Here is a 19,411-nt window from a genome sequence, read left to right as displayed (position 1 = left end):
ATGAATCAGAAGCAAGAAAAGAGATGTTTTGAGGTGGCGTCTGCCGTTTATATTTTCTTCTTCGCCAGTGATAATGGCGGCAGTGCCCGCATAAAAATAAGAAGTGTTTTTTTGAGCTTGAAAAGGAAAAAGCCCTGCGGATATCGAATTGTTAAGAAAGAAACAGGGGGAATATGGGAAAGAGGAGTGGGGGCAATTGACAGGTATCATGCCCGATCAAATCAATCAAACCATTGGTGAGCAAGAAGAAATGTATCAGAATATTATTGAATATTCGCTTGAAACAATTGTGATTCATGTTGATTATAACATTCTTTATATTAATGAATCCGGGACCGATTTTTTTCGGGCTCCAAAAGAAGCGATTATTGGCGGTAATATTCTATCCGTGTTTCAGCCATCATCACATGACATGATCAAAAAACGGATTCAAAAAGCCATGACGGAAGGTGTATTGTCTCCGCTTATTGAAGAAAAAATCATCCGTGCAGACGGCACTGTAGTAGAAACAGAGCTTTACTGCCGGCCGGTTACCTATGGAAACCGAAAAGTAATGCAGTCGGTTTTTCGGGATATATCCGTTCGCAAAGAAGCGGAAAAAATGCTTAAAAACCGGGAAAAGCTTGCTTCAGTCGGGCAGATTGCGGCCGGCATCGTTCATGAAGTAAAAAACCCGCTGACCGCTGTAAAAGGCTTTTTGCAGCTGTTGAAAGAATCTCATTCTCATCCGTATCTACAGACAATGGAAAATGAGCTTGATAAAGCATTAATGACATTGCAAAACTTACTGCAGGTATCAAAGCCGGACTTGCAGGACGAACCGCTTATACCGATTGATTTTTGCAAAGAGCTGCAATCATTAATGCTGTTATTTCAAGACAAGTTGTACAATGTGGAAGTGGAAATGGATCTGCGTAATCCGGGAAGCCGGATTCTTGGGAAGAAAAACCTGTATTTAAAAGCGTTTTTTAATTTAATCAAAAATGCTTTAGAAGCCATTCATGAAAAGGGAAAAATAAAAATCAGCCATTACTGCGACAACCAATGGGTGTATATTAAAGTGGCAGATACAGGCGTAGGAGTGCCAGAGGAAAAGCTTTCTATGCTGGGAACGCCTTTTTTTTCAAGCAAATCAGATGGAACGGGGCTTGGCCTGACACAGGTATATACAACAATTCATGAACATGGCGGGCATATTTCGGTTGAAAGCCGCCTTGGTGAAGGAACGACTTTTTCTATTCGACTGCCTATATCCCACTGAAAAAATGAAACGCCTTTGCACAGCATGCAAAGGAATAAAAAAGCCGTCCACGTACTGGACGGCTTTTTTATTGACACCCGTTTATACCACACGATGGTCCGTTCATAAGCAGTGTCACTTTTTTCTTTTTCGGTTTTTGTTCTTGGTTAATGAGTTGTTCAAGTGCTTCTTTTACGGGAACACCAGATAATTTCGTACAACCGGCGATAAGAGCAGGTACGCTTGTCACATTAGCTTCATTATGGGCACGGTCCAGCTCATTTTTATGTGTTTCTTCATACAGGCGCTGTTTGAGCGCTTCCTCATATGCCTGCTGATTCAGGCCAATTTCGGCAGCCAGCCGGGACAGCACTTCTACTTGGCCGATGTTTTGCTGCTCCTGGAAAAAAGCGTCCATCAGCCGGTCCGTATATTCACGTGCTTTGCCGTGCGCCTTTGCAAAATAATATCCTTCAGACGCAAGGCGGGAATTGGGATACGGCGTTACATCCGGCAGAGTAATAGGAACACCCATTTTTTCTGCGAGCGGATAAACAGTTTCTTTCCAATACAGAATGCGTTCTTCCTTTTGAAGGGTATCAGCTTGCGCAGACTGTTCGAAAGGGATCCATTGGATATCTATATCATCTTTTTCTTTAAGGGCTTCATAGAGTGATTGTTTTGTCAAAAAGCAAAGCGGGCAGACGTAATCAGAATATACGCTGATTTTTACCGTCAAAGCGACCTTCTCCTTTCTTCTCCCTTTGGGCTGATTATATAGCGTTGGAGCACGTCCGTCTAACAATCTGCATTTTGTGCATCGTTTCACGTGAAACAAAAAAGACGCCATACAGGCATCTTTTAAACTTTCTTTATTCAGAAGGAGGCTTTATGCCGCTGCGTCTGCGTTCTTCTTCTTCCGCAATAATCTCATTGTCTTCTGCGTTATCGCGTGTTACTTTCTGCGTCAAAATAGCACCGACAGCCACGAGAATCATAACGGCAATATAATAGCCTTTTTCATTCAGCTCCATATCCGCATTAAAAAGACCGATCGAAAACAAAGCAACACCCGCAATAAAAGTAAAGTAAGCCAAAAACGTAAAAGCAGGGGTATTTCTTCTTCGGTATCGCTGCATGCTGTCTCCTCCCTTAGCTTTATTAGAACCAGATACTAATACTATACCATAATTTTAAAAAAAGAACTATAAATGGCAAATATCAACCAAAAAAGCCTCTATGTTAAAATAAAGAGAACAACAAAGAGATTAAAGACAAAAAAAGCTGGAGATGAAAAAATTGTTAATCATGTTTACAATGTTATTGCTTGGCATGCTGTTTGGCTTTATCGGAGCAGGCGGAGCGGGATTTGTTATTGCTGTGCTGACTCTTTTCTTCAGTGTGCCGATTCATATGGCGCTTGGGACCTCTCTTGCGGCGATGGCCTTTACAAGTGTATCTGGCGCCTACAGCCATTATCGTGAAGGAAACATTCAGTTGAAAGTCGGCCTGATTGTTGGCGCCTTTGCGGCAGCCGGCTCATTTGGCGGTGCTAAAATTGCGGCTGTTATCCCGGAAGCATCTCTTCACTGGCTAACAGCGGGCATGCTGTTTTTGTCCGCTTTTTTGCTTTTTGTAAAGCTGTTCTTTTTAAAAGACACGTCCAAACGGTTAGATGAGAAAAGTCATGTTATTTGGATGAAGAGTATTTTCCTTGGATTGCTTGCGGGTACTTTGTCTGGTACATTCGGCATTGGATCGGCTCCATTTATTCAAATTGGCTTAATGGTCCTGCTTCACTTAACGATCCGGCAGTCGGTTGGAACGACAATGCTTGTAATTTTGCCGCTCGCTATTGGAGGGGGGATTGGCTATCTTTCAGAAGGCTTTATTGATTTCGCATTATTGCTGAAAGTGCTTGTCGGTACGGCTTTTGGCGCTTACATCGGAGCGAAATTCACCAATATTTTACCTCAGCCTCTATTAAAATCTGCGGTTATTTTAACACCAACTATGGCTGCGGTCCTATTATTAATGTAATCTTTCAAAAGTACTAGTCAAAAGAGCATGAAGGTTTTATAATATATTTATAAAATACATCTGAAAAAGGCAAACTACTCCGAAAGGGTAGGACGCAAAGCCGTGAGCCTAACTGCTGAAAAGCATATGGTCGTCAGGTTGCCAGGCTCTCATTCTGTGAGTCTAGGCTTACAGACTGGAGGGCTTTTTGTGTTGAAAAAAATAGTCGTCTTGTTGTCCCTTTTTGTTCTTTTGGCCGCTGGAATCCAGCAAACAAAAACGGAGGCAGCCGCTGCAGGCGATCAGGCGACGTGGCTGTGGAATCCGTGGATGATTGTCAATGATGAAGCAGGAACACTTGCTTTTTTAGAAAGCAAACAGCTGAATAAAGTATACGTACAAATTGACCGTGACATTCCTGCAGGCGTGTACCGCAGTTTTATTCAAAAAGCAGCTTCAAAAGGCATGCGCATTTATGCCTTGGATGGAGCGCCGTCTTGGGTAGCACCGAAAGGATATACGAGCCAAAATCAGCTGATGAACTGGCTTGGGCAATACCAAAGCGGATCAACCGCTGATCAAAAATTTGCGGGCGTTCATCTAGATGTGGAACCATATCTTTACAGCGGCTGGACATCCAATCAGGCTGGAACGATTAAATCATACCAGGCACTACTGCAGCGTGCGAAAACGAGCACTGCATCCTTGAAGCTTCCACTTGAAGTGGACATGCCGTTTTGGTTTGATGAAATTCGCTACAAAAACACATATGGAGCCGGTATGCTGGCAGAGTGGGTTATTGCAAATACAAACAGTGTAACCATTATGGCTTACCGCGATGATGCATCATTTATTATTGACGTTGTAAAAAATGAGATTGCGATGGCTGGAAAATATGGAAAAGCAATTGTAGTCGGCGTAGAAACAGGAGAAACAAGCGAAGGCGACAGCATCTCCTTTTTTGAAGAAGGAGAAGCTTTTATGCAGCAGGAGCTGACAAAAGTACAGTCTTACTATACAAATACACCAGGGTTCAATGGAACAGCTGTCCACCATGTGGGAAGCTGGATGACGATGAATCCGTGAAATAAAAAAAGATCCGTCTTTTAAAAGACGGATCTTTTTTTATTTGTAAAAGTTCTCGTTTGTGAAGTTATTTGGATTTTTGGTTAAAAAGCGAAGGCTGAAGTTTAGAAGCACTAAATCTCTTTTTATTTTACTAAAAATTATTTTGACTTTTACTAAAAATTAATTAAAATAAAAGAAAAAGGAGGCGCTTTCATGAGGATCGAAGAAATGGGACAACAATTTGCAGACATTTTTAGCAAACCAGCTGAACGAGTCTTTTTCGCACCCGGGCGTATTAACTTGATTGGAGAACATACGGATTATAATGGCGGGCATGTATTTCCGCTTGCGATTACATTCGGGACGTATGCGCTCGCAGCCAAAAGAGAAGACCGCAGACTTTGCTTTTATTCTGCTAATTTTAGTGAACGGGGAATTGTGGAAGGATCGCTTGATGCGCTTGACTACAAGGAAGAGGACGGATGGACCAATTACCCAAAAGGCATGACAAAACTGATGCAGGAAGCTGGCTGTGCAATCGACACCGGATATGATGTTCTTTTTTACGGCAATATTCCGAATGGAGCCGGTCTTTCTTCTTCAGCCTCCATTGAAATGGCAACGGGTGTGATGTTAGAAGGATTATTTAACTTGAGTATAGATCGGATTGAAATGGTGAAAATCGGCCAAAGGGTTGAAAATCATTACATTGGCGTCAACAGCGGGATTATGGATCAATTTGCGATTGGAATGGGGAAAACAGGAGCAGCGATCTGGCTTGATTGTGAAACGCTTCATTATGAGTACGCGCCAATCGAGCTTCCGAATGCAAGCATTGTTATAATGAATACGAACAAGCGCCGTGAGCTTGCTTCGTCTAAATACAATGAGCGGCGCAGTGAATGTGAGGAAGCGTTAAGCCGGCTTCAAAAACGAATTGATATAAAGTCGCTTGGCGAGCTGACACCGGACCAATTTGAGCAAAACAAAGCAGTCATTGGTGATGCTGTTTTAGAAAAACGTGCCCGTCATGCGGTTTATGAAAATGCGCGGACGATTGAGGCGCTGAACAAACTCAAAGAAGGAAACGTGGAAGCGGTGGGCCGGCTTATGAACCAATCGCATCATTCGCTCGAACAAGATTATGAGGTAACAGGAAAAGAGCTTGATACGCTCGTGCACACAGCGTGGAAGCAGCACGGCGTAATCGGTGCGCGCATGACAGGCGCCGGATTTGGCGGCTGTGCCATTGCGATTGTGAATAATGAAAACATCGAATCATTTGTCAGTGAAGTTGGAAAGCGGTATGAGGAGGAATGCGGCATTCGTGCCGAATTCTACATGGCTCATATCGGCGGCGGTGCGCGCGAACTAGTGAAGGAGGAAATAGGATGAGTATAGCTGTAATAGGTGGAGCAGGGTATGTAGGATCCCATGCGGTGCGGGCTCTCTTGGCGCAAAAGCGGGACGTTGTGGTAATTGATAGTCTTGAAACAGGTCATGCGGCTTCCGTGCCGGACGGTGTTTCCTTTCACATTGGAGACATTCGGGATCGTCAATTTTTAAATGATGTATTCGAGAAAGAACAGGTTGAGCAGGTCGTTCATTTTGCTGCGAATTCACTTGTAGGGGAGTCAATGGAAAATCCGCTCAAGTATTATGATAATAATGTATTTGGCACGCAGGTGCTGCTTGAAACGATGACAAAGCACGGAGTGAAGCATATTGTTTTTTCTTCTTCCGCTGCTACATATGGAGAACAAAAAGAAATGCCCATCACGGAAAAAGCGCCGAATGATCCAACAAGCGCATACGGGGAAACAAAGCTGGCGATGGAACGGATGATGAAGTGGTGTGATGCAGCCCATGGCATCAAGTTTGTTTCACTGCGGTACTTTAACGTGGCCGGCGCGAGCGAGTCGGGCGTAATCGGGGAAGACCACAATCCGGAAACACATTTGATTCCAGTCGTCCTACAGGTAGCCAATGGGCAGCGGGAACATATCACGATTTTTGGAGAAGATTACCCAACAGAAGACGGCACGTGCATTCGCGATTATATCCATGTGGAAGATTTAGTGGACGCACACGTTTTAGCGCTTGATTACTTGAAAGCGGGCGGCGAGAGCAACATTTTTAATCTAGGCTCCAATCAAGGATTTTCCGTGAAAGAAATTGTGGAAGCAGCACGTGCGGTAACTGGGCATCCTATCCCTGTGGTCATCGGCGAAAAGCGTGCGGGAGATCCGGCTGTTTTAATCGCTTCTTCTGAAAAAGCGCGGACGATACTCGGCTGGTCACCGTCCCGGACAGATATTTCAACAATTATCCGTGACGCCTGGAATTGGCATGAGCATCATCCACATGGCTACAAAGGAGCGGCTCGTTTATGATTTTTGCTTATGTGGAGGAGCTTATCCGAAAAGCCTGGCAGGCCGGGCTGATTGAAAAGCGCGACCAAGTGTATGCAAGAAACCGGCTGCTCGCTCTGCTCAAGCAAAACGATTTTAGTAAGCCGGAGGAAAACGTATCGGCATTAACCATTCCAGAGCTTGTAGAACGGCTGACAGAAGAAGCCGAAGCGAAGGGGATCGTGCCGCCGTTCCTAGAAGATAAAGAGATATTTGCAGCGGATCTTATGAATATTTTTGTATCCAAGCCATCGCAAATCGCCCATTCTTTTTGGGAACGCTATTCGGATGACCCGCAGCAGGCAACAGACTTTTTCTATAGCTTGAGCGAGGCGTCCAATTACATCCAGACAAAACGGATTGCCAAAAATGTTTCGTATAAAGCGGCAACGGACTACGGTGAACTGGATATTACGATTAATCTATCGAAGCCGGAAAAAGATCCGGCTGAAATTGCCCGGGCGAAACTGCGTCCGGAGCCGGAAACGCACTATCCAAAGTGTCTTTTGTGCGTGGAAAACGAGGGATACGAAGGGCATGCAAACCATCCAGCCCGCGCCAATCACCGGATTGTACCGGTAACGCTTGGCAGCGAGGAATGGTTCCTTCAATACTCTCCATATGTGTACTACAATGAGCACTGTATTTTGCTTTCAGGCGAGCATCGTGATATGAAGATTGATCGGGCCGGGTTTGATCGCCTGCTCGATTTTGTCCATCAATTTCCGCACTATTTTGCCGGGTCTAACGCTGACCTGCCGATTGTCGGCGGCTCGATTTTAACACACGACCATTACCAGGGCGGACGTTATGAATTCGCCATGGCAAAAGCAAAAGAGGAACACGTTTTTTCAATGAAACAGTTTCCGTCCGTACAAGGAGCGACACTATATTGGCCGATGTCTGTAATCCGGCTGAAAAGCGGAGACCGCAGCGAGCTGGCAGCGGCAGCTGAATACGTGCTCTCCACATGGAAAGCATATGATGATGAAGCGTGCGGCATTCGATCATGTACGGGGGACACTCCTCACAATACGATTACACCAATCGCGCGAAAACGCGGCGCCTTCTTCGAGCTCGACCTCGTGTTGCGCAATAACCGAACGACGGAAGAGCATCCGATGGGCTTGTTTCATCCGCATGCCGACATTCATCATATTAAGCGTGAAAACATCGGACTCATTGAAGTGATGGGACTTGCTGTGCTGCCGGCACGCTTAAAAGAGGATTTAGCCCAAGTCGCCACGTTCGTGGCCGGCGGATCGGAACAGGTTAAAAGTGAACACCGTGATTGGGCGGAAGAGCTCCGGTCAACGTACGACAGCCGAGTCGACGCTGAAGAATTTGTTCATCAGGCGGTTGCGGCTAAATTTTTACGAGGCCTGGAAGACTGCGGGGTATTTAAGCAGACAAAAGAAGGGAAGGACGGGTTTAGCCGTTTCTTGAACCGACTTTAACCGATTGGAATGAAAAAAATGGCTACCATTAAAGATATTGCTGCACGGGCAGGTGTGTCGATTGCGACAGTTTCGCGTGTGCTTAACTATGATCCACACCTGTCTGTCAGCGCAGAAACAAAACGAAAAATTTTTGAAGCCGCCGAACAACTTGATTACAAAAAGCGGCGTGTTCCAAAAAAACCCCCTCAAACGACGGCAGCGCTCGTTCACTGGTATACCGAGGAAGAAGAGCTGAATGACTTGTACTACAGGTCGATTCGTCTCGGTATTGAAAACAGCTGCCTTGAATCCGGTCTTCAATTGCAAAAAGTGCTGTACAATGAGCTGGAGCAGCTGGACAGGGAGGAAATCGAAGGCATTATCGCAGTCGGTAAATACAGCAGTGCCCAGGTTGAGCGGCTGAGCGAGTGGTCAAGTCGAATCGTCTTTGTTGATTTTTCACCCGAAGACGAAGCGTTCGACAGCGTCATTACGGATTTCTCGCGTGTAACAGAAAAAGCGCTCACCCATCTTTGGGAGCAGGGCATTGGCCGTATCGGCTATCTTGGCGGCCGGGAGCAGTTTGAAGACAAATCTGGTATGATCACGGACATGCGTGAGCAGACTTACCGTGCCTTCCTGCAGGAAAAAGGGGCTTTTGCTGAAGAAGATATGCTGGTTGGAACATACAGCGCGGATGACGGGTACCGGCTGATGAAAAACTGTATTGAACAGCGCGGCGAAAACCTGCCGGAAGCCTTTTTTGCGGCAAGTGATACGCTCGCGATTGGGGCACTGCGGGCGCTGCATGAAGCACACATTCAAGTTCCGGAGCGCGTCGGCTTAATCAGCGTGAATGATATCAGCGTATCGAAATATATGTATCCGCCGCTTACGACTGTGAAGGTACATACAGAATGGATGGGGAAAATCGCTGTAGAGCTTTTACTTGAGCAGCGGAACACAAAGCGTATTTCTAAAAAAGTCGTGCTGCCGTCGGAATTGATTGTGCGGGGCACGACAAAGTAAAAAACTCCACCATCTTAGGATGGTGGAGTTTTTTCATTCGGCAAGCTTGTCCGCAAAAGCTTTTACGTAAGGCGGAAGATCCGGCGGACGGCGGCTTGATACAATATGGCCGTCAATTGTAACCGGTTCGTCGTGCCATACGGCACCCGCATTGGTCATGTCATCTTTAATGCCAGGTGTACTTGTCACATGTTTCCCCTGCAGGATGTTAGCTGAAATCAATACCCAGCCAGCATGGCAGATTTGCCCGATCGGCTTTTGGGCTGCATCCATCGAACGGACAAATTCAAGTACTTCTGGATACCGGCGCAGTTTATCCGGTGCCCAGCCGCCCGGTACTAAAATGGCGTCGTACTCATCTGCACGAATATCTCCAAAAGCATAATCGGCTTCCGCCGGCACGCCGTATTTGCCCGTATATGTTTTTCCGGCTTCCTTGCCGACGAGGTGTACAGTCGCTCCTTCTTCCCGAAGCCGCAGAATCGGATACCAAAGCTCTAAATCTTCAAATTCTTCTTCTACAAGCGCGATGACTTTTTTGTTTTCCAGCCGCATCAAAACGCCTCCTTTTCTTTAGTGTAACAGAGGAATGGCGTGGGTGAAAATGAAAGCATCCATCTATCTTTGTGCATGGGAATTAAAAAATCAGAAAGTCCAATGATGGCAGAAAAATTAGCGGGCAGCTTTTATTATTATAGTTTGTGAGCGGGGGGTGTTTAAAACCGGTTCTTTTTCCAAAATAAAAAACAGCCAATTAACATTGGTTGTTTTTTTATTGAACAACTTCACTGCCGGTTAATTCGATATGACCTTCACCCCAGGCACACATTGCATCTAAAATAGGACGGAGCGACCAGCCATAGTCTGTTAAGGAATAAACGACTTTTGGCGGAACCTGATCAAAAACAGTCCGGTTTACAACCCCGTCTGTTTCAAGCTCACGCAGCTGCTGCGTGAGCATTTTTTGCGTGATATTCGGCATTAACTTTTTTAGTTCGCTTGTACGTTTTTCCCCTTTGATCAAATGGCACATAATGACCACTTTCCACTTTCCGCCGATTACATCAAGTGTTGCTTCTACTGGAATATTGTAAGCCATGTGCTTTCCTCCTTTATATAGGCACTTTTAAGTACCTACATTACTTTAAAGTGCGTACTTTTCTTTTGGATTGAGTGCACCCATAATAACATACACAGGAACGAAACAAAAGATCTTAAAAGATGGTAGATACTTAAACGTTCCTACAGGATAAAAAGGTACGTACCTTTTATTTTGATAGCTGCTATGCAAAATGGACGTACAGGGAAAACGGCTGGGCCCGCCGTTTTTAATAAAAGGAGGAAAAAAGATGAGTCACACTGTGCAGGCGGCTGTTAAACAGGAAGCCGCTTCAACAAACAGTCGATTTGCTTTATGGGCATTAGCTGTTAGTGCTTTTGGAATTGGAACTACTGAATTCGTTCCGGTCGGACTTTTGGCATCTGTTGCGGAAGATTTAAACATCGGAATTACGCTGGCAGGATTACTCATTTCTGGTTATGCGGCCGGCGTAGCGATTGGCGCCCCGGTGCTGACCGCTTTAACAAATCGATTAAACCGAAAAACGCTGCTTATATCTTTAATGGTGCTATTTATTACAGGCAATGTGGTGGCTGCCTTGTCCCAATCATTTGAATTGCTGCTTGCAGCACGGTTTATTACAGCTTTTTCGCATGGTGTTTTTTTCTCGATTGGGTCAACGATTGCGGTTCAGCTCGTACCGCCACATAAAAAAGCGAGTGCCATTGCCCTCATGTTTACCGGTTTAACCGTTGCAACTGTAACAGGCGTACCGCTTGGCACATTTATTGGGCAGTCGTTTGGCTGGCGCGCCACATTTTGGGGAGTGGCTTTGCTTGGCGTGATTGCCGTTGCCGCAAGTGCGCTGCTGATTCCGAAAAATTTAAAGCAGTCACAGCCGGCAAAATTTGTGGATATGATGCGGCTTATCACCAACAAACGAATTCTGCTTGGCCTGGCGATTACGGCTCTTGGATACGGAGGTACATTTGTAGCTTTTACGTATTTAACACCGATTTTACAAGATGTTACGGGTTTGAAGCCCGGTCTGGTCAGCATTATTCTTTTCGCATATGGAGCAGCTGTAGCGGTGGAAATGCAGCCGGCGGGCGTTTGGCCAATCATCATCCTATTAAAGCTTTGTTCTGGATGTTCCTTGCGCAGGCCGCCATTCTTGTGGCTCTATCCTTTATGATTCCATTTAAAGCGGCGGGCTTGATCGGCGTTGTTTTGATGGGGCTGCTTGCGTTTATGAATGTACCAGGCCTGCAGCTGTTTATCGTCCAGCTTGCGGAAAAATATGTTCCATCCGCAGTAGATGTGGCTTCTGCCCTGAATATTGCCGCTTTTAATATTGGTATTGCGGCTGGCGCGACAATAGGCGGCTTTGTCGTGAATTCGATTGGACTGGTCCATACCCCGTGGATAGGCGGTGTAATGGTGATGCTCGCCGTTTTGTTAACTACGGTTTCATTAAAACTTGAGAAATCGTAACGGGAATGAAGATGATGAAAAGCAACGAAGAAAAGTAAAAAGATGGAGGAGAAAATAAGTGAATAAACAAAGTACCTTTCAATTAAACCACGGAGAAAAACCGATGCCCTGGCTGGGCCTGGGTGTTTTTCAAGTCGAAGATGGAGAAAACGTTGCAGCTTCTGTAGAGGAAGCCATTGTACAAGGGTACCGCCACATTGATACGGCGGCTGTTTATGAAAATGAAGAGGGAGTTGGAGAGGGAATCCGGCGTGGAATGGAACGCGCCGGCATTATCCGTGATGAGCTGTTTATTACCTCTAAACTGTGGAATGCTGACCAGGGGTATGAACGTGCGCTGGAGGCTTATCGGGAAAGTACAGCACGCTTAGGGCTTGATCAGCTTGATTTGTACTTGATTCATTGGCCGGTTGAAAATAAATTTACAGAGAGCTGGCGCGCGCTTGAAGACTTATATAAAGAAGGAAAAGTCGGCGCCATCGGGGTCAGCAATTTCCAGATTCATCATTTAGAAACATTGCTTCAAACAGCGGAGGTTGTTCCGGCCATCAACCAGGTGGAACGCCATCCCCGGCTTGTACAAACGGAGTTATACAAGTACCTGACAGAGAAAAACATTCACCCTGTAGCATGGGCACCGCTGGCACAGGGAGGCATTTTCAATGAGCCCGTTTTAGTGGAAACGGCCGAAAGCCTGGGGAAAACGGTGGCGCAAGTTGTCCTTAAATGGCATTTGCAAACAGGATGGGCCGCCATTCCGAAGTCTGTTAAAAAGCATCGTATTTATGAAAATGCGGACTTGTATGACTTTGAACTGAATGAGGAGCAAGTGAAGACGATTAACGAAATGGACCAGCATCGCCGAGTGGGGCCGGATCCTGATAACTTCGATTTTTAAATGAACATTATACTTAAAAGAACCAGCCTGAAATGTGCTCAGGCTGGTTCTTTTTTATCTGTATACTTTCTCTAAATCATGAAGCTTTCTGTCTAATACAAAATTGCCAAATGGAATAAACGCGACAATGACTGAAAGAATAGGCCAGATTAGCTTCCAGCGTGTTTTCAGTGTCACATAAGCAATAATGACGCAGTATGTAATAAACAGGGCGCCATGGATAGAGCCGACGATACGGACGGCTTCCGGGATACCAAGCCAATATTTCATCGGCATGGCAATAAACAGGAGAACGAGCAGCGAAATGCCTTCAAAATAGCCTGCGAGCCGCAGTTTGCCAACGGATGTTTTTAACATAAAAGCCTCCTAATATGAAGAAGATCGTTTCTTTAAAGATAACGGATACATCCTTAAATTTCATCTCTTTTTATAGATGTTCATCAGATTGTCGTCTTTCCACTAAAAATAGAAGTGGAAAAGACAGGGATTGTTGAAAAAGAAAAAATAGTGTATCCTTTTAATTAATAATGAGAATCATTATTAATTAAAAGGAGGGTCATCATGCCTCAACGTGATCTGTATGACGTGACAATTATTGGCGGAGGTCCGGCTGGGTTATACGCGGCTTTTTACAGCGGTTTAAGAGGAATGAAAACGAAAATTATTGAATATCAGCCGAAGCTGGGCGGAAAAATTCATGTGTATCCTGAAAAACTGATTTGGGATATTGGCGGCTTAACCCCTATTACCGGTGAACAGCTGATTGGGCAGTTAACGGAGCAGGCGATGACATTTGATCCGAAAGTGATCTTAAATGAAAAAGTGGAGAGCATACACAAAACGGATGACGGCTTTTTTGAGCTTACTGCTGCATCGGGAACCGTTCACTTTTCCAAAACGGTGATTGCCGCTGTTGGCAGCGGTATATTAAACCCGCAAAAGCTGCCGATCGAAGGAGCGGAGCGGTTTGAAGTCACCAATCTGCATTATGTGGTGCAGTCATTGAAAAAGTTTAAAGGAAAAACAGTAGTGGTATCAGGAGGAGGCAATTCAGCTGTTGACTGGGCGAACGAGCTGGCTGCCGTTGCGGAAAAAGTCTATGTTGTATATCGGGGCAGTTCCTTAAAAGGCCACGAAGCACAAGTTCAGCAGCTAATCGACAGTTCAGCCATCTGTTTGATGAATGAATCGATTACGAAGTTAATAGCTGCACCTGATGGAAGCCGAATTGGCGAAGTGGAGCTGACCAACAGTGTCACAATGGAGAAAACCATTTTAGCGGCAGATGAAGTGGTCATTAATCATGGCTTTGACCGGGATGCTTCGCTTTTGCAAAACAGCACCTTAAATGTCGAGCTCGAAGATGATTTTTATGTAGCGAGCCAGCCATCAGGTGAATCTTCTGTACCAGGCTTTTTCGCGGCAGGTGATGTACTCAAGCATAAAGGCAAGCTGCATTTAATTGCCGGCGCTTTTCAGGATGCCGCCAATGCGGTAAACAGAGCCAAGCAATTTATTGATCCAGCTTCAAGAAGCAGCGCTATGGTTTCGTCTCATAATGATGTATTTAAAGAAAGAAATAAACAAATCGTGCAGGCGATGATTCAATAAATAGAAAAACCAGCTTCTTTTAGCTGGTTTCAGGCTGTTGACAAACGCCCGCTTTCGGCGTCACTTGCCGTCTGCGAATGCTCATGACCCGAAAAAGGTCACTCCGCTTCCCAGCCAGCGGCGTTACTGGAAAGACAGACGTTTTCAATCAGCCTGCTTTCTTACTTTCTTTACACTCTCAAACCAGCTTTTTTTAGCTGGTTTTTTATTTTTCTCTTAAAAAGGCTCCCACGTTAGATTTTTCGCTTGGGCGAACCGGTGTTCAACTTCTTTCCAATTAACCACTTTCCACCAGGCATCTACGTATTTCGCGCGTTCATTTTTGTATTGCAGGTAATAAGCATGCTCCCACACATCGAGTGGAAGCAGCGGCACTACATCCCACTGGCTCAGGTTTTGGTGCTTTTCAGCCGTTAAAATCTCGAGGCGGTGGGAGCGTGGGGACCAGACGAGAATGGCCCAGCCGACACCTTCCGCGTTTTTCGCGGCTTCTGAGAAGTGCCTCTTAAATGCATCAAAACTCCCAAAAGAGTTTGTTATAGCTCTATTCAGCTCTCCTGCCGGGAGGCCGCCGCCACCCGGGGTCATTACTGCCCAAAAAATCGTGTGCAAATAGTGACCGGCACCGTGAAAGGCGGCTTCCCGCTCCCAATGTTTAATCAAGCTGAAATCGCCGCTCCGGCGTGCTTTTTGCATTTCTTTTTCGGCTTTGTTCAGCCCGTCTACATAGCTTTGGTGATGCTTATCGTGGTGCAGCTTCATAATTTCCTCAGAAATCACCGGCTCCAGGGCATTGTAAGCATACGGAAGTGGAGGCAGGCGGTGCCCGCCGATCGGAACAGGCTGCTTCGGCTTCAATTCCTGTTTTTCCTGTTTGGCAGGGGACGGCGGCTGCAGTAAGTGGGGAAGCTGATTGTATAAAGCAGCAGCCTGGCTGCTTAAAGAGAGTGGGTCAACCGGATGTTCTTCTTCTGCATTCTTTTTTAAGGAAAGAAAAGCTGCTTCCCACTGATCCAGTGCTTTTTTATCAGCTGCTACCGCTTTTTCCCGAATAGATTTCCATTGCTGCTCTACATGCTTGCACCAATTTAGCAAAGTTGCCCGATACGCTTTTTCATGTGAAAACACTGCCTTACCTCCTTCATTTGCCTGTTAACAGGGTATGAATAGGAGGAGGGCAGTGTTCACGTAACAGCCGTTCTTTACTTGTATCTGGTCTTCATAAGACGCATAGAATTTAACACTACGATTAAAGTGGAGCCGACATCCGCAAATACAGCCATCCAAAGTGTAAGCCAGCCTGGAACGATTAGCAGCAGAGCGAGCAGTTTCAAACCGAATGCAAAAGCGATGTTTTGCTTAATAATCTGGAGCGTTTTACGGCTGAGCGCAACCGTATAAGGGAGCTTCTCTAAATCATCCGCCATCAAAGCTACATCCGCTGTTTCAAGTGCTGTGTCCGTTCCAGCACCGCCCATCGCAATGCCAACTGAGGCACTGGCAAGAGCAGGAGCATCGTTAATGCCATCGCCAACCATCGCCACATGGCCGTACTGGGCACGAAGAGACTTAATGGCATCCAGCTTGTTCTCGGGCATTAATTCCGCCTGCACATCGGTTAAGCCAAGCTTTCTGCCGATGGAAGCCGCCGCTGCATGGTTATCACCTGTCAGCATCACCGTTTTTTGAATGCCCAGCTTAGTGAGTTTTTCTAAAACCGCCAGGCTGCTTTGCCGAACCTGGTCAGCTGCGGCAATATAGCCTTTTACTTTTTCATCCGTTCCAACGAGCATCACCGTCTTTCCTTCTGCCTGCATTGCTGAGATCGCTTCCCGGACTTTTTCCGTTACAGCAGGACCATTCTCAAAAAGAGCCGGGCTGCCAATGTAATAAATGGTTCCGTTTAAAGAAGCTTTCGCACCTTTACCCGTAAGAGATTGAAAATCATGGGCTTCAAGCAGCAATGCTTTTTCAGCAGCCGCTTTGCGTAAAATGGCGGAAGCGAGGGGGTGCTGGGAAAACGTTTCAAGAGAAGCGGCGACGGATAAAAGCTCCTGCACGCTCATATCGGAAACGGAAGCAATGTCGGTTACCTCGGGCTTTCCTTCGGTTAACGTCCCGGTTTTATCAAAAGCGACTACTTTTAAACGTCCCGTTTCTTCCAGGTGAATGCCGCCTTTGATTAACACACCGTTTTTCGCTGCATTCCCAATTGCTGTGACAATGGCAACCGGTGTGGAAATCACCAGTGCACACGGACATCCCACGACAAGAACCGCAAGACCGCGGTAAATCCATTCCTGCCAGTCGCCCCCCATAAACAAAGGAGGCAGGACAGCGACCAGGAAAGCAATGGCCATAATGGCCGGCGTGTAGTACTTGGCAAAACGGTCGACGAACGCCTGAGAAGGAGCACGCTCAGCCTGGGCTTCTTCAACTAAGTGGATAATCTTAGCGATTGTTGTATCTTCGGCAAGCTTTGTGACGCGTACTTCTAAAAATCCTTCTTCATTGAGGGAGCCGGCAAACACTTCATCGCCTTCTTCCTTGGACACCGGAATGGATTCACCGGTAATCGCCGCCTGGTTAATGGATGAACGGCCGCGAATGACCTCGCCATCCATGGCAACCTTTTGTCCGGGCTTCACGATCATAATGTCTCCGATTTGAATATCTTCAACAGCCACTTCAAATTCACTGCCGCCCCGTTTAATCAGCGCGGTATCCGGTGCAATATCCATAAGAGAGCGGATAGACTGGCGGGCTTTGTCCATTGAGTATCCTTCCAGCGCTTCGCTTAGGGCAAAAAGAAACACGACAACAGCGCCTTCTCCCCACTCGCCAATAATTGCTGCCCCAATAATGGCAACGGTCATTAACGTTTTCATATCGAATTCAAAGCGGATTAAATTATTTAAGCCGACTTTGAATAAATCGAAGCCGCCGATGAAGATGGAAAGCGCAAAAAGAGTAATGGTTACGATACTACTTTCACCAGCGGAAAAAGTGGAAATATAGCCGCAGAGCAAAAAGAACAACGAAACGATCGTATTTTTATTTTCATGCTTTTGCCAGAATGGAACTCTTTCTTCCTTGACCTTTTCGCGCTCGGGATATACTTTGATTCCATCAAACGCACCAGCAGCTTCAAGCTGTTCAACGGACGCATCGCCGATAATCGCCACTTTCGATGCGCCAAAATTCAGCTGGACATCTTCTACTGTTTCTATATCGCGGATGTTTTTTTCAAACTTGGCCGCGCAGTTGGTGCAGGACAATCCCTGAAGCCGGTAAACATGTTTCCTTTCCTCACTCATTTTCCTCAGTCCTCTCTGGAATGCTCAAGGGCAATGCTGACAAGCTGATGGACATGGTCGTCTTTAACAGAGTAATACACCATTTTTCCTTCTTTCCGATACTTGGCGAGTCCCATGTTGCGAAGCAGGCGTAAGTGGTGGGAGGCGGTAGCGGTAGTAGAGCCAATAATTTGCGCCACATCGCAGACACACAGCTCTTCTTCGAGCGTCAGTGCGTATACGATTTTTAAGCGGGTGGCATCAGACAAAGCTTTAAACAGCAGCTCTACACCGGTTACTTCATCTATTTTCGGCTGGACCCGGCTGACGACTTTTCCATTGAAACAATTTGTTTCACAGGCATCATTTAAGGACTTTACAGTTGTTTTTTGGGTCATTTCAGCACCTCATTCAAATAGTTGTTTGATTGTATATTTTTAGTGTATGCTGGAGGTGAAAAAAAGTCAATTTTACATTCAAATAAATGTTTGAATGTAAACGAAAGACGGAACCAATCAAAAGAAAGTGTGAGAAAACTGCTGTATACATGGATGATGTTTTTATTAGCTGGAGCAGCTGAAATTGGCGGGGGCTACTTGATTTGGCTCTGGCTGAGAGAAGGAAAACCGTTCACATGGGGAATCATTGGCGGTGTGGCCCTTGTGCTGTACGGCATTATCGCCACCTTTCAAACCTTTCCATCATTCGGACGCGTGTATGCGGCATATGGCGGCGTATTTATCGTGTTATCCGTTTTGTGGGGCTGGGGTGTCGATAAAAAAACGCCGGATGTATATGACTGGATCGGTGCTGCTATCTGCCTTGCGGGTGTTGCCATTATGCTGTGGGCACCGCGTTCGTAGCATAAGGAAACAAAAGCTGGAGAGGTATATCTTCTCCGGCTTTTGTACAGATAATCATCAGGCTGCCATCTTCTGGCATGCTTCTGCACATTTAAAGCACGCCTGTGCACATGCCTGGCAATGGTTGTGATCGTGCTTTTGGCATTTGTTTCCGCATGTTTCACAAACATCTGCGCAAAGCACACAAATTTAAGCCATAAACGGGCTGTTTCGCTGCATCGACTGCACAGCCAATGCACAAAGATCTGCACATTCGCGGTCCAGTCGAATGCAGGTGAAATAAATGAAAAACTGGCTTATCCCCTTGCTGGGCATATGGCTATTGGGCAAAATAATAAACAAATAAATCGAGCAAAACAGTTTACATACGGTAGAGGGGTATGGTAAATTAAAACCAAGGAGGCGGGGTATATGGAAGAAATGAAGACTCGTACCTGTGGCGAATTATCTGAACGAAAAAGCCATCATTCTGAAGCAGTAAAGAAAAATTTAATTACCAGGCTGAACCGGATCGAAGGTCAAATCCGCGGTATTAAAGGACTTATTGAAAAAGATGTGTATTGTGATGATATTATTACCCAGATTTCTGCTACGCAATCGGCGCTGAACAGCGCAGCAAAAGTCTTGCTTGAAGGCCATTTGAAAAGCTGTGTAGTCGAACGGATTCAAGAAGGCGATGAAGAAATTGTAGAGGAGCTTCTTGTGACGATTGGGCGGTTAATGAAAAAATAACGAAACGGAGCGATTAACATGGAACAAACAACATTAAATGTACAAGGCATGTCATGCGGACATTGTGTGAAAGCAGTAGAAGGAAGCGTTGGTAAATTAGAAGGTGTCGAGTCTGTTGCCGTTTCTTTAGAAAACAACCAAGTAGAAGTAAAGTACGACGAGTCAAAAGTGACACTTGACCAAATTAAAGAAGCGATCGATGACCAAGGATATGACGTCGTTTAAAAAAGTGCGTGCTGACTTCCATCAGC

The 19,411-nt window shown here is 45.7% G+C and carries 20 protein-coding genes, 2 pseudogenes and 1 riboswitch; of the genes and pseudogenes, 13 read left to right on the top strand and 9 right to left on the bottom strand.

The annotated features are described in order from the left end of the window. Nucleotides 1-196: 196 nt before the first annotated feature. Nucleotides 197-1,261 (top strand): ATP-binding protein, encoded by a 1,065-nt coding sequence (locus M3221_RS14645; protein ID WP_251272480.1) that lies wholly within the window; start codon nucleotides 197-199, stop codon nucleotides 1,259-1,261. A 67-nt stretch (nucleotides 1,262-1,328) separates the two neighbouring features. Here M3221_RS14645 and M3221_RS14640 read toward each other — a convergent pair whose 3' ends face one another. Continuing rightward, a complete protein-coding gene (locus M3221_RS14640) occupies nucleotides 1,329-1,979 on the bottom strand; it encodes a DsbA family oxidoreductase (protein ID WP_251272479.1) in 651 nt (216 codons plus the stop codon). Nucleotides 1,980-2,112: 133 nt separating this feature from the next. After that, entirely contained in the window at nucleotides 2,113-2,379 is a 267-nt protein-coding gene (locus tag M3221_RS14635) for a YiaA/YiaB family inner membrane protein (RefSeq protein ID WP_242235144.1), read from the bottom strand. Nucleotides 2,380-2,539: 160 nt separating this feature from the next. Here M3221_RS14635 and M3221_RS14630 point away from each other — a divergent pair, with 160 nt between their 5' ends. The 6 genes from M3221_RS14630 to M3221_RS14605 all read left to right on the top strand — a co-directional run bounded on the left by M3221_RS14630 (nucleotide 2,540) and on the right by M3221_RS14605 (nucleotide 9,206). Next, nucleotides 2,540-3,280 carry a sulfite exporter TauE/SafE family protein gene (locus M3221_RS14630; protein WP_251272478.1) on the top strand — a complete coding sequence of 247 codons (741 nt, stop codon included), beginning with the start codon at nucleotides 2,540-2,542 and terminating at the stop codon, nucleotides 3,278-3,280. A 58-nt stretch (nucleotides 3,281-3,338) separates the two neighbouring features. Continuing rightward, nucleotides 3,339-3,426: riboswitch (cyclic di-GMP riboswitch) on the top strand. Nucleotides 3,427-3,469: 43 nt separating this feature from the next. Continuing rightward, nucleotides 3,470-4,345, top strand: coding sequence for an amidase (locus M3221_RS14625; RefSeq protein WP_311316146.1), 876 nt, complete (start codon nucleotides 3,470-3,472; stop codon nucleotides 4,343-4,345). 195 nt (nucleotides 4,346-4,540) lie between these two features. Next, nucleotides 4,541-5,722 (top strand): galactokinase, encoded by a 1,182-nt coding sequence (locus M3221_RS14620; protein WP_251272477.1) that lies wholly within the window; start codon nucleotides 4,541-4,543, stop codon nucleotides 5,720-5,722. Then, the gene (gene galE, locus M3221_RS14615; RefSeq protein WP_251272476.1) at nucleotides 5,719-6,720 is read left to right on the top strand and encodes a UDP-glucose 4-epimerase GalE; all 1,002 of its coding nucleotides are present in this window, start codon (nucleotides 5,719-5,721) and stop codon (nucleotides 6,718-6,720) included. Before M3221_RS14620 ends, galE begins: the two co-directional genes overlap by 4 nt. Continuing rightward, complete coding sequence (gene galT / locus M3221_RS14610) at nucleotides 6,717-8,195, top strand: UDP-glucose--hexose-1-phosphate uridylyltransferase (RefSeq protein WP_251272475.1); 1,479 nt, start codon at nucleotides 6,717-6,719, stop codon at nucleotides 8,193-8,195. The genes galE and galT overlap by 4 nt, the downstream gene beginning before the upstream one ends. A gap of 18 nt (nucleotides 8,196-8,213) precedes the next feature. Then, entirely contained in the window at nucleotides 8,214-9,206 is a 993-nt protein-coding gene (locus tag M3221_RS14605) for a LacI family DNA-binding transcriptional regulator (protein WP_251272474.1), read from the top strand. A 33-nt stretch (nucleotides 9,207-9,239) separates the two neighbouring features. Here M3221_RS14605 and M3221_RS14600 read toward each other — a convergent pair whose 3' ends face one another. Continuing rightward, nucleotides 9,240-9,761, bottom strand: a complete 522-nt coding sequence (locus M3221_RS14600; protein WP_251272473.1) for a type 1 glutamine amidotransferase domain-containing protein — start codon at nucleotides 9,759-9,761, stop codon at nucleotides 9,240-9,242. A gap of 217 nt (nucleotides 9,762-9,978) precedes the next feature. Then, a complete protein-coding gene (locus M3221_RS14595) occupies nucleotides 9,979-10,305 on the bottom strand; it encodes a winged helix-turn-helix transcriptional regulator (protein WP_251272472.1) in 327 nt (108 codons plus the stop codon). A gap of 250 nt (nucleotides 10,306-10,555) precedes the next feature. On the opposite strand from M3221_RS14595, the pseudogene M3221_RS14590 reads away from it, so the two are divergent. Beyond that, nucleotides 10,556-11,760 (top strand): annotated as a pseudogene (locus tag M3221_RS14590) (MFS transporter). A gap of 103 nt (nucleotides 11,761-11,863) precedes the next feature. Beyond that, complete coding sequence (locus tag M3221_RS14585; RefSeq protein ID WP_251272525.1) at nucleotides 11,864-12,658, top strand: aldo/keto reductase; 795 nt, start codon at nucleotides 11,864-11,866, stop codon at nucleotides 12,656-12,658. A 54-nt stretch (nucleotides 12,659-12,712) separates the two neighbouring features. Here the strand turns inward: M3221_RS14585 and M3221_RS14580 are convergent, their stop codons facing one another. Then, complete coding sequence (locus tag M3221_RS14580; protein ID WP_251272471.1) at nucleotides 12,713-13,015, bottom strand: DUF3817 domain-containing protein; 303 nt, start codon at nucleotides 13,013-13,015, stop codon at nucleotides 12,713-12,715. 204 nt (nucleotides 13,016-13,219) lie between these two features. Here M3221_RS14580 and M3221_RS14575 point away from each other — a divergent pair, with 204 nt between their 5' ends. Beyond that, entirely contained in the window at nucleotides 13,220-14,269 is a 1,050-nt protein-coding gene (locus M3221_RS14575) for an NAD(P)/FAD-dependent oxidoreductase (protein WP_251272470.1), read from the top strand. Between the two features lie 216 nt (nucleotides 14,270-14,485). Here M3221_RS14575 and M3221_RS14570 read toward each other — a convergent pair whose 3' ends face one another. The 3 genes from M3221_RS14570 to M3221_RS14560 all read right to left on the bottom strand — a co-directional run bounded on the left by M3221_RS14570 (nucleotide 14,486) and on the right by M3221_RS14560 (nucleotide 17,963). Beyond that, on the bottom strand, nucleotides 14,486-15,397 hold the full coding sequence (locus tag M3221_RS14570) for a superoxide dismutase (RefSeq protein ID WP_396120285.1): 912 nt from the start codon (nucleotides 15,395-15,397) through the stop codon (nucleotides 14,486-14,488). Between the two features lie 74 nt (nucleotides 15,398-15,471). Then, nucleotides 15,472-17,586 (bottom strand): heavy metal translocating P-type ATPase, encoded by a 2,115-nt coding sequence (locus M3221_RS14565; protein WP_251272469.1) that lies wholly within the window; start codon nucleotides 17,584-17,586, stop codon nucleotides 15,472-15,474. A 5-nt stretch (nucleotides 17,587-17,591) separates the two neighbouring features. Next, nucleotides 17,592-17,963, bottom strand: coding sequence for an ArsR/SmtB family transcription factor (locus M3221_RS14560; RefSeq protein WP_251272468.1), 372 nt, complete (start codon nucleotides 17,961-17,963; stop codon nucleotides 17,592-17,594). 141 nt (nucleotides 17,964-18,104) lie between these two features. Between M3221_RS14560 and M3221_RS14555 the strand changes: the two genes are divergently transcribed. Further along, nucleotides 18,105-18,428 (top strand): YnfA family protein, encoded by a 324-nt coding sequence (locus M3221_RS14555; protein ID WP_396120287.1) that lies wholly within the window; start codon nucleotides 18,105-18,107, stop codon nucleotides 18,426-18,428. A 57-nt stretch (nucleotides 18,429-18,485) separates the two neighbouring features. Here the strand turns inward: M3221_RS14555 and M3221_RS14550 are convergent. Then, nucleotides 18,486-18,701, bottom strand: a pseudogene (locus tag M3221_RS14550) (four-helix bundle copper-binding protein); the annotation flags it as partial. Nucleotides 18,702-18,839: 138 nt separating this feature from the next. Between M3221_RS14550 and M3221_RS14545 the strand changes: the two are divergent. Together M3221_RS14545 and copZ are read left to right on the top strand one after the other, a co-directional pair. Next, nucleotides 18,840-19,160 (top strand): metal-sensitive transcriptional regulator, encoded by a 321-nt coding sequence (locus M3221_RS14545; RefSeq protein ID WP_251272466.1) that lies wholly within the window; start codon nucleotides 18,840-18,842, stop codon nucleotides 19,158-19,160. A gap of 18 nt (nucleotides 19,161-19,178) precedes the next feature. Beyond that, on the top strand, nucleotides 19,179-19,385 hold the full coding sequence (gene copZ, locus M3221_RS14540; RefSeq protein ID WP_251272465.1) for a copper chaperone CopZ: 207 nt from the start codon (nucleotides 19,179-19,181) through the stop codon (nucleotides 19,383-19,385). Nucleotides 19,386-19,411 lie beyond the last annotated feature (26 nt).

This window comes from Domibacillus indicus (assembly GCF_023715895.1).
Classification (GTDB): Bacteria; Bacillota; Bacilli; order Bacillales; family Domibacillaceae; genus Domibacillus; species Domibacillus indicus_A.
This window is presented reverse-complemented; position numbering and strand designations above follow the sequence as displayed.

Excerpts from the sequence above, each read along its gene's own strand:
- M3221_RS14585 (WP_251272525.1), top strand. The coding sequence starts at position 11,864 with ATGCCCTGGCTGGGCCTGGGTGTTTTTCAAGTCGAAGATGGAGAAAAC.
- M3221_RS14560 (WP_251272468.1), bottom strand. The coding sequence starts at position 17,963 with ATGACCCAAAAAACAACTGTAAAGTCCTTAAATGATGCCTGTGAAACA.
- M3221_RS14565 (WP_251272469.1), bottom strand. The coding sequence starts at position 17,586 with ATGAGTGAGGAAAGGAAACATGTTTACCGGCTTCAGGGATTGTCCTGC.
- galE (WP_251272476.1), top strand. The coding sequence starts at position 5,719 with ATGAGTATAGCTGTAATAGGTGGAGCAGGGTATGTAGGATCCCATGCG.
- galT (WP_251272475.1), top strand. The coding sequence starts at position 6,717 with ATGATTTTTGCTTATGTGGAGGAGCTTATCCGAAAAGCCTGGCAGGCC.
- M3221_RS14580 (WP_251272471.1), bottom strand. The coding sequence starts at position 13,015 with ATGTTAAAAACATCCGTTGGCAAACTGCGGCTCGCAGGCTATTTTGAA.
- copZ (WP_251272465.1), top strand. The coding sequence starts at position 19,179 with ATGGAACAAACAACATTAAATGTACAAGGCATGTCATGCGGACATTGT.
- M3221_RS14545 (WP_251272466.1), top strand. The coding sequence starts at position 18,840 with ATGGAAGAAATGAAGACTCGTACCTGTGGCGAATTATCTGAACGAAAA.
- M3221_RS14600 (WP_251272473.1), bottom strand. The coding sequence starts at position 9,761 with ATGCGGCTGGAAAACAAAAAAGTCATCGCGCTTGTAGAAGAAGAATTT.
- M3221_RS14575 (WP_251272470.1), top strand. The coding sequence starts at position 13,220 with ATGCCTCAACGTGATCTGTATGACGTGACAATTATTGGCGGAGGTCCG.
- M3221_RS14595 (WP_251272472.1), bottom strand. The coding sequence starts at position 10,305 with ATGGCTTACAATATTCCAGTAGAAGCAACACTTGATGTAATCGGCGGA.
- M3221_RS14605 (WP_251272474.1), top strand. The coding sequence starts at position 8,214 with ATGGCTACCATTAAAGATATTGCTGCACGGGCAGGTGTGTCGATTGCG.
- M3221_RS14635 (WP_242235144.1), bottom strand. The coding sequence starts at position 2,379 with ATGCAGCGATACCGAAGAAGAAATACCCCTGCTTTTACGTTTTTGGCT.
- M3221_RS14620 (WP_251272477.1), top strand. The coding sequence starts at position 4,541 with ATGAGGATCGAAGAAATGGGACAACAATTTGCAGACATTTTTAGCAAA.